Genomic DNA, 9,150 nt, shown 5'->3' with positions numbered 1-9,150 from the left:
CCCGGAGGCGGCGCTGTGCGCCTGTCCGGGCTACGGGTTTACAGCAGGCGATGAACCCGTAGCCCGGCTCAGCAAAGCGCAAGCCGGGGGGTTAACGTTTACTTGATATAGGTAAAAGCGGTGGTGACGCGAGTCACGCCGCTTACCCGGCTGGCGATATCCGCCGCCGCGCGTCCTTCACGATCGGTAACCAGACCCATCAGGAACACTTCGCCATTTTCGGTTGTTACCTTCACGTTGGAGGATTTCACCTGGTCGGTACCCAGCAGCTGGGAGCGGACTTTGGTGGTGATCCAGGTATCCGAAGAGGCGGTGCCTAAGCCGATCGGCTGGCCCTGACGCACCTCATTAAACACCTCCGTTGTCCCTTCTACGCCCATTGCGATTTGCTTCGCGCGCGCGGAGAGGTCTGGCGTTGGAGACTGACCGGTCAGCAGGACTTTACCCTGGTAGGCGGTCACGTTGATGCGGGCCTGTTTCTTAATTTGTTCATCTTTAGATAGCGCGCTGTTGACGCGTAGCTCCAGCGTGCTGTCATCCACCTGAGTACCTACCGTACGCGGGTCCGTCGCGGCTTTGGTGCCGACCGCTGCCGTGCCAACTACCGCTGCGGCAACGCATCCCTGAAGCAGTAGCGCAGACAGCAGAATGGCGAGGGGCGAGAGAGCCTTCATGTGTTCTCCTTAATCGTCCTGGTGTGGAAAAAGCGTGTTATCGATCAAATCGCACAGACAATTGACGGTGAGCATATGCATTTCCTGAATTCGCGCGCTGCGATGCGAGGGAATGCGGATTTCGACGTCCTGCTGCCCTAAGAGGCCAGCCAGTTCACCGCCGTCATAACCGGTTAACGCCACGATAGTCATATCGCGGGTGACCGCCGCTTCCACGGCTTTCACGATATCCCGGCTATTGCCGCGCGTAGAAATCGCCAGCAGTACGTCGCCGGCGTGTCCCAACGCCCGCACCTGCTTGGCATAGATTTCATCATGCAGGCGATCGTTGGCAATTGCGGTTAAGACCACATTATCGGTATTTAGTGCAATGGCGGGTAAACCAGGGCGTTCAGTTTCGAAACGATTAATCATGCTGGCAGCAAAATGCTGTGCGTTGGCGGCGGAAGTGCCATTACCACAACAGAGAATTTTGTTGCCGTTCAGCAGCGATTGTACGAGCGTCATAGCCGCACGGGAGATGGCGTCCGGGAGTGCTTCCGCTGCTGCAATTTGGGTTTGAATGCTTTCGGTGAAGCAGGCTTTGATTCTGTCGAGCACGGGATCCCTTAATTCATTTTACCCATCATACTTCAGGTTGCTTGTGCGTTGGCTACGCTCGTTCGCCCGAATCACTGACTTGAGTCAGCTCATCGGGACTTTCTCGCTTGCCGCGTTACTCGGCCTGCGGTCTCGCCCCTTCGGGGCCAGCGCCAGCGCTGTTCAAAGCACAAGTGCTTTGTCCTGCAACTCCAATTATTTTGGGTATACGCTATTCGCCAAAGGCGTTTTTTAGCCATTGGATGTCGTTTCCGGTGAAGGCTACCACATCGAAACGGCAATCCACAGTCTCAAAGCTCCCATTCTGTCGGCAGAGCCACAGACGCGCGGCTTTGAGCAGTCTTTGTTGCTTTTGCGGCGTGACGCTGGAAGCGGCATCGCCGTAGCTTGCGCTGCGACGATAGCGTACTTCGACAAATACGGTGACGCTACCGTCGCGCATGATGAGGTCAATCTCGCCGCCGCGCTCGCGGACATTGGCGGCGATAAAGCGCAAACCCTGGCGCTCCAGCCAGCGGCGCGCCTGCATTTCCCAGGCATCGCCGGTCTGTTTACTTAGTTGGCTGCGACGATTTGCCCACCCTGGTATTTGAGCCATGACAGTTTCCTGTTGATCACGCAATCCTGCGTGGCCGTAAGATCGCCGGTATTGCCGTTCAGCTCAAAGCCTGGCACCTGGCGCATCTGCGAGAAGTGGTTGGCCAGAGACCAGGCGTCGGCGCCCATGGCGTACAGGCGCGCCAGCGAGTAGTCGTTACGAACGGCGGCCAGCGCCTGCTGCTGCAGCGCCGGGTTGCTTCCCGCCAGCATCGGGATTTCGCTGTATTGCAGGCCTTCCATCTCCAGACGGAAGTCCGGGCCGGAGGTTCCCTGGGCGCTGCGGGAGCTGGCGTACAACGTCACGCCGCTCTGGCTACCGTTACGCAGGGCAATCATCGGCTTGACGTAAGCAATTTGTTCCGGCGTCGCCAGGATGTAAGCGGCGTCGACGCCGCCGGTGCTGCTGACCGGCACATCGCTCGGGCTTCCCAGAGCGCTGTCCTGCGCTGACGGCAGGGTAGAAACCGGCGTACCGCTTAATGAAATACCGCTGTTAACGCTGCCGCGCAGCTCGGCCGTGGAACCTAAACGCTGTTGCAGTACCGTGCCGCCCCCCAGCTTCAGCCACTCATTGGCAAAGGCATTAACCACGCGATCGCCCAGCGCGCCGCGCGGCACCAGCAGCAGCGGAGTCTGTTTACCCTGATCGTGTATGTGGTGCGCCGCGTCGCGAGCTTCGTCTTCCGGAGAGAGGGCGAAATAGCAGATATTAATCCGGTTTTCGATTTTCTCCGGCTGGTTGAGCGCCAGCACGTTCAGCGAGGTATTGCTCTTGATGACCTGTTCGACGTTATCTTTCAGCAGCGGGCCGACGACGATGGTCGCGCCGTCCTGCTGTACCTGAGCCAGTAGCTGGCTCATCGGTTGCGTGGTGGTGTCATAGATTTTCAGCTCGGCGGCCGGGTTAGCCGGGGTGGCGGACACAGCCTGCGTCTGCGGTGCCTGTACCGGCTGGCTGGCGGTCTCCGGCGCCGGGGCGGATGTCGCCTCCGGTGCAGTGACCGGCGCCTGAGCTTGCGCCTGGTCGGCAGCTGGCGTTTGTACCGGCGCCTGAGCACTGTTCGTCGCCGTCAGATCGGTTACTTCCGCCTGCGACGGGCTTACCACTGCGCTATCGGCAACATTCGCCGCCTGGGCGACCTGGGCGGGCACCGCGCTTCCGGAAACGGCAGGCGCGCCGTTTTTCGCTGCTTCAAAGCCCTGCTGGATAGTCCGGCCAAAAATGGCCGCCTGGCCGTTAAGCGGCAGCAGCAGCGCGATTTTATTGGTCGATGCGGCCTGGTAGTTTTGCATATTGACGAGCTGCGTCGGCAGCATTTTCGCGCCCGGGTTTTGCGGATAGCGGGTCTGCCAGTCTTTGATGCCTGCTTTGAGCATCGTCGGATCGCTGCGGTTATCAAACCACATGCGCTGCAGGTCCAGCCAGCCCTGCAGAACGTTCTCGTCGGCGTTAATCACCAGCGCGTAGGCCTGATCTTTGGTCATCGCGGTGAGCGCTTTCCAGGTCGCGTCGATGTTCTTCTGCTTTTGCGCGGCCAGGCTCAGCAGCGGCTGCTGGGCGACCAGGGCCCGCAGCAGGTTCAGCGAAGGCTGCCCCTGGCTGGCGTCAATTTGCGCCTGCCAGTAGCGCGGCAGCTGGTTCTGCTCAAAGCTTGCCGGATCGAGTTTGCTCAGCAGCGCCTGCGCGCCCTGGAAGTCGTTCTGCGCCAGCTTCACTTCTACCGCCAGCAACGACCGTTCGCGACTTTGCGCAGCGTTAAGACCGGACGGCAGCTGGTTGAACAGCTCAACGGCCTGCGGTTTCTTACCTTCTTTCAGCAGTGCACGAATGGCGAGTAATTGCCAGTTGGTCTTGCTATCATTCGAGCTTTGCTGCATCTGTTGCAGATAGTAACTGGAGTCTGCCTGTGCCGTACCCTGCAAATACGCCGTGCTTTGGTCCGGGGTGTGGGTGCCGCAGCCGGCAAAGATCAGAGCGGCCAGCAGTACGGGCAGACAACGCACGGGTTTAGAACGAAGAAATGTTGACGGTACCATATGTGTCCAGTGATATTTTTTTGGCTCAATGCTCAATATTAATTCGGCAATACGGACGAGACAATGAAACAACACGAATCAGCAGATAATTCTCAGGGACAGCTCTATATTGTGCCCACTCCGATAGGGAATCTGTCTGATATCACGCAACGCGCTCTGGAAGTGTTGCAAGCCGTTGATTTAGTTGCGGCCGAGGATACCCGCCATACCGGTTTGCTGCTGCAGCATTTTGCGATTAACGCCCGGTTATTTGCGCTTCATGACCATAACGAGCAGCAAAAAGCGGAAACGCTGGTGGCGAAGCTAAAAGAGGGGCAAAACATCGCCCTGGTTTCCGATGCCGGAACCCCGCTGATTAACGATCCCGGTTACCATCTGGTGCGCACCTGCCGCGAGGCCAATATCCGCGTGGTGCCGCTGCCCGGCCCCTGCGCTGCGATTGCGGCGCTGAGCGCGGCGGGGCTGCCGTCGGATCGTTTCTGCTACGAAGGTTTTCTGCCTGCGAAGTCTAAAGGGCGTCGCGATACGCTGAAGGCGCTGGAAGAAGAGCCGCGCACCATTATCTTCTATGAATCGACCCACCGCCTGCTGGAAAGCCTGGAAGATATCTGCACGGTACTGGGCAAGTCCCGCTACGTGGTGCTGGCGCGAGAGCTAACCAAAACCTGGGAATCGATTCACGGCGCGCCAATCGGCGAGCTGCTGGCATGGGTGAAAGAAGATGAAAACCGCCGTAAAGGCGAGATGGTGCTCATCGTCGAGGGTTTTAAAGCGCAGGAAGAGGCGCTGCCGGCGGTGGCGCTGCGCACGCTGGCCCTGCTGCAGGCCGAGCTACCGTTGAAAAAAGCCGCTGCCCTGGCCGCAGAAATTCACGGCGTGAAGAAAAACGCGCTGTATAAGTATGCTCTGGAGCAGCAGGGAGCGTAGGGCTTAATATGTATTTCTACATCCCTGATTTCGTTCAGGCAGGCCATCGGGGATGTAGAATTTAGAAAAATATAAATGTAGCTCATCTTACGACAACGGTAATCGTAGCCGTACCTTTAAATGGGCCGGGTTGCAACTGTCCACCGATCAGGTTAACAGGATAGGCTTGCATCCGTGAATGACCAATTCCTGATGAGTCTAATGTGATTAACCCGTTATGGAAAGGGATTAAATTATTACTCACAGTTATGTTAGCCATTTGAATACCTACGTCTGGCACGTTATCGGATTCTCTACGGCGGGCAACCAGACTGTAATCATCGACCACATCCTCCCCTTCTATTTGCATGAATAAGGTGTTTTTAATGGTGGATGTATCACCACAATCGTAATTTATATCAAATTGTATTGGCGTATAGCCTTCCGGCCTTTGACCTTTGGTGATAAATCGTGAAGCGTTAATATTACCGAGATTGACCTGAATAATATCGCCTTCGTTTATCTTGCAGCTTTGCGGTACGGTAATACTGCCCTGGAGATAGATATCGGCAAGATCTTTAAATACGCCTTTAGCATAAGCAGTCGAGCTGCTCCATGCCGACTGGAGGGTGGCGATATGCGTACTGGGGATCTCCATCCGGCCTAAAAAAGGCCTGGAGACGCGAAAGGTAATGCTGATGTTACTGCCCACGGTAAATGCCCCGGCGCGCTGATCGTCAGGATCCCCATTACATACGCCATTATCGTTTGCAGCCTTAAAATAACCTTCGCCTCTAGCCGGTGAGTTTATGTTAGTAGGAACCGTAAGCGCCGATACGCCAGGTACATCGGTAATCACCGTTTTAATATCCAGACTGTCATTTAATTTTTGAAATCCGGAATAGCCGGAGTTAGCTAACGGCGTGGTTGTTGAATAGTAGAGATTAACCCCGGTGTTGGCAGGACAGTCGCAAACCATTTTATAGCTACCGCCAGAGGTGGTGCCGGAGGTCAGGTCTATTAAAGTCCCGGCGACGTTTTGCTCTTTTGTCCAGTCGTTGGCAAAGCTGGTGGTAAAATTAACAGGCCCGCCTACGGCTTCGCAGCCGCCCATCGCCGCGCGTGCCGGTGCTGCGGCAAACAGGGCGAGAGCAATGCCGCCGGTTAAAAGATAAATCGCGTTTTTCATGGTGTTTTGTTCCTTAGCGGCATGTTGTCGTGGCCCGAATAACGGAGGCTGTGCGCTGACCGTTAGCGGGCAGGCTAAACGTAAATCGGCACTGCTGATGCTCTTCATTCCCCCAGCGCACGTTCCAGGCCTGCGGCCGTTCGTTGACGCCGGTGAGATAGAGCACGCCGCCTTCATCAACAATGCTCTGCTGCTGGCTTTCGCTGCTGGCCATCGCGCCAAACGGCAGCGGTTTACCGTTTCTGTCGGTCAGCGTCAGCAGCACGCGCTGGCCAATTTTGGCGCTAAACTGCGCGGTCACAGCCGCTCCCTGACTCGGAACCACCAGCTTCATGGTCTGGGTGACGTCGACGTCATCCGGCATCATGGTGGTATCCAGATAGATACGGTTCTCCTGATAAGAGGTCAGGTAGGGGATCACGGCATAGCCGAAGTAGTCGGTAGCGATTCCGGGATAGTTTTTGACGCGTATACCAGAGGCGCCATCGGCATCAATCAGCGCAAAGGCGTTACCCAGCGGCTGCGACAAGGTGACGCCGTGGCCGTGCGCCACGATGCCGCCGGCCAGGCCATAGCTCATCTGGCGGTTATCGGAACTGTAATCGTAACCGGCGTTGACGGTGCCGTAGGCGGAACGATAGCTGCCGTAGAGGCTGCTGCCGTTGCTGTCGTTATTCTCGCTCTGACGCTGTTTCAGGCTGTAGCTCAGACGGCTATCTTCCAGTAGGGAGCCGTTGATTCCGACTTCATGCTGGGTCGCTTGCTCCTTCTGGCTGGTGATCCGCCAGTTGGCGTTAGCGTGCGGCAGCCAGCGGTCCAGCGGTACGCTGAGGCTGATGGACAGCGAACGATCGCTGTCGCGATCGGCATAGTCGGTAAACTGGCCGCTGACGTTATAGCTGACACCCCACAGGTTGCCGCTGAGGCCAATCGACAGGTTTTTGTCCTTCTGCCCTTTGTCCCAGTATTCCTGCTGCGAACCGGAAGCGTAAAAACTGACGCCGGTAAACAGATTCTGATTAATGCTGAACTGGATTTCGCTGCTCTGCCGATCGCCGGCGTCGATATCCCGCTGGTTGGCATCTGAGAACGTGAAGTAGCCAGTGCTGGTATAGCGGTAATAGCCCAGCGATAGATTGGTGCCGGTCTCTGGAATATCTTTAATGTACTGGGTGCGCCAGCTGTAGCCGGAATCGCTGTCGCCGTTATCAAAGCGGGTATCCGCCCGGCCAATATCCATCGACAGGGCGCCAAACTCTCCCAGCGTACCGCCGATACCCAGAGTTAACGCCTGGTAATCCTCGGAGCCCGTCAGGCCGCCGTACAGCGTAAAGGTGTTACTCAGGCCGTAAATCCCCGTAGTTTCAATGAACTCCGGTTCTTTACTGTCCTCCGAGTCTGCCGCCCGAAAGCGCCCGGCGGTGACGCTATATTTGAGGTGCCCCGGCCGCTGCATCATTGGCAGGGAGGAGAACGGCTGTACAAAATGGCGCGTGGTACCGTCAGCCTCTTCAATCGTCACGTCTAAATCGCCGCTGAATGAGGAGGGATACAGATCGTTGATCTCGAACGCGCCGGCAGGCACGGTGCTCTGGTAAATGGTGTAACCGTTCTGACGAACCGTCACGATAGCGCTGGAGTTAGCGATCCCGCGGATCGTCGGCGCAAAGCCGCGCTGGCTGTTAGGTAGCATGCTGTCATCGGAATAGAGCCGCGCGCCGGTAAACTGATAGCTGGAGAACACGCTGCCGTCAGTCGCGCTTTCGCCCATCACCAGCTGCGATTTGAGGCTTTTGATATCCCGCTGCAGCCAGGTATTAATGCTGTCCCACTGCGAAGTGTCGCTGTTGTGCGTCCAGGTCGAGTAGTTGCGCAGCCGCCACGGGCCGAGGTTGGCGCCGTTCTGCATGTTCAGATACTGGCGCCTGCTGCGCTCGCCGCCGTCGTAGCGGCTCTCTGAACCGGTAAAGTTATAGTTGGTGAACAGCACCGGGATGCCATTGTCCCAGCGGGAGGGATCAACATAGCCTCTGGCATCGCGGTAGAGCATAATTTGCGGTACGCTCATGTTCAGCTTACCGTGGTTGAGATCCAGCTCGCTGCTGCTGTTCGGCACCGTTTGCGCGAGGTTGGTGACTTTTGCTGCATCGTCCAGCTCCGCCAGCGCCGGGATCTCATCAACTTTAAAGCCCAGCTCGCGCAGCTGGCCGACGGTAAACTGGGGGATAAGCTGGTGGTTATCTCCGGCGACAAACGGGATTTTACGCTGCGTCAGCTTCTTATTATTAATATAAATATCAACGATATACTCGCCGGGTAGCTGGGCGCTGTCCTGAGAGAAGGCTGATAGATCTACCGTTTGCAGGCCGCTTTTGTTGGTTTCCAGCAGCGAAGGATCGAAATAAAAGTCGTCGGCCTGCGCGACATGGCATATCAGGCCGCTGCCGGCCAGCATCATCGGCAAAGCGTGCCTGACCCTGTAAGCAAGGCTTTTAAGCGCCAGCACGTTTTTTTTCCCTGTGGTGTTGCTTTGCATTCCCTGATTGCCCGTATCCGTTATTTATTGTTATTTACGTCTTGCCTGCGTAAGCGTTATTGCAGTACCCGAGTTTCTTTTGCCGTGGTACCGCCATAGTCATTGATGGCGGCCCACTGCACGGTATTACCCGATGCGGCAGGTAGCGGAATTTGTTTGTGCTCGCCGGGAGCGATATAGTCAACCTGATTGGTTAAATCTGTTTTACCCAATGCGATGCCGGCAAATACCACGTAATAGGCGGATGGGTTATAGATATCTAAGGTATTATTCGTTCGCTTATATTGTATAGATTTCCACGCATCCTGCGGGGCGCCTTTAAGATGCGCCGGGCGATAGAAAAGCTTTATTCTGGTTTTAAATACCAGGGTCAGCGCGTTGGTTTTTTCCGCTTCACTTTTCGATTGGGCCGGAATAGCCCGCACGTTAACGTAAAACAGCGACTCTTTATCTTCCGGCAAATTGCCTTCGGTTTTAATAATGCGCAATGAGGAGTCGTCGCCGGCATTCAGGCGAAACAGCGGCGGGGTCATAATAAACGGCCCGCGGATTGTTCCTTGCGGATTATCAATCCATGAGGCTTTGTTGAATAAATCGAACTTTTGCTG

General features: G+C 56.3%; 8 protein-coding genes. 1 reads left to right on the top strand and 7 read right to left on the bottom strand.

Translation table 11 applies throughout. From position 1 onward, the window contains the following. Positions 1-98 precede the first annotated feature (98 nt). The 4 genes from dolP to HMPREF3178_RS04595 all read right to left on the bottom strand — a co-directional run bounded on the left by dolP (position 99) and on the right by HMPREF3178_RS04595 (position 3,911). Positions 99-674, bottom strand: coding sequence for a division/outer membrane stress-associated lipid-binding lipoprotein (gene dolP / locus HMPREF3178_RS04610; protein WP_004106049.1), 576 nt, complete (start codon positions 672-674; stop codon positions 99-101). A gap of 9 nt (positions 675-683) precedes the next feature. Beyond that, complete coding sequence (gene diaA, locus HMPREF3178_RS04605) at positions 684-1,274, bottom strand: DnaA initiator-associating protein DiaA (RefSeq protein ID WP_002918211.1); 591 nt, start codon at positions 1,272-1,274, stop codon at positions 684-686. Positions 1,275-1,485: 211 nt separating this feature from the next. Next, positions 1,486-1,872 (bottom strand): YraN family protein, encoded by a 387-nt coding sequence (locus HMPREF3178_RS04600; RefSeq protein ID WP_004106044.1) that lies wholly within the window; start codon positions 1,870-1,872, stop codon positions 1,486-1,488. After that, positions 1,830-3,911 (bottom strand): penicillin-binding protein activator, encoded by a 2,082-nt coding sequence (locus HMPREF3178_RS04595; RefSeq protein ID WP_017145360.1) that lies wholly within the window; start codon positions 3,909-3,911, stop codon positions 1,830-1,832. Before HMPREF3178_RS04595 ends, HMPREF3178_RS04600 begins: the two co-directional genes overlap by 43 nt. Positions 3,912-3,974: 63 nt before the next feature. Between HMPREF3178_RS04595 and rsmI the strand changes: the two genes are divergently transcribed. Then, positions 3,975-4,838 (top strand): 16S rRNA (cytidine(1402)-2'-O)-methyltransferase, encoded by an 864-nt coding sequence (gene rsmI, locus HMPREF3178_RS04590; RefSeq protein WP_017145361.1) that lies wholly within the window; start codon positions 3,975-3,977, stop codon positions 4,836-4,838. 82 nt (positions 4,839-4,920) lie between these two features. On the opposite strand, the gene HMPREF3178_RS04585 is transcribed toward rsmI, so the two are convergent. The 3 genes from HMPREF3178_RS04585 to HMPREF3178_RS04575 form a co-directional block, all read right to left on the bottom strand. After that, positions 4,921-6,006 (bottom strand): fimbrial protein, encoded by a 1,086-nt coding sequence (locus HMPREF3178_RS04585; RefSeq protein ID WP_017145362.1) that lies wholly within the window; start codon positions 6,004-6,006, stop codon positions 4,921-4,923. Between the two features lie 13 nt (positions 6,007-6,019). Continuing rightward, entirely contained in the window at positions 6,020-8,542 is a 2,523-nt protein-coding gene (locus HMPREF3178_RS04580) for a fimbria/pilus outer membrane usher protein (protein ID WP_017145363.1), read from the bottom strand. A gap of 56 nt (positions 8,543-8,598) precedes the next feature. Next, a partial coding sequence (locus HMPREF3178_RS04575) for a fimbrial biogenesis chaperone (protein ID WP_070585038.1) occupies positions 8,599-9,150 on the bottom strand: 552 nt, incomplete at its 5' end.

This window comes from Klebsiella sp. HMSC09D12, assembly GCF_001808475.1.
Lineage (GTDB): Bacteria > Pseudomonadota > Gammaproteobacteria > Enterobacterales > Enterobacteriaceae > Klebsiella > Klebsiella oxytoca.
Note: the sequence above shows the minus strand (reverse complement) of the source record. Positions and strands in the feature narration are given on the sequence as shown.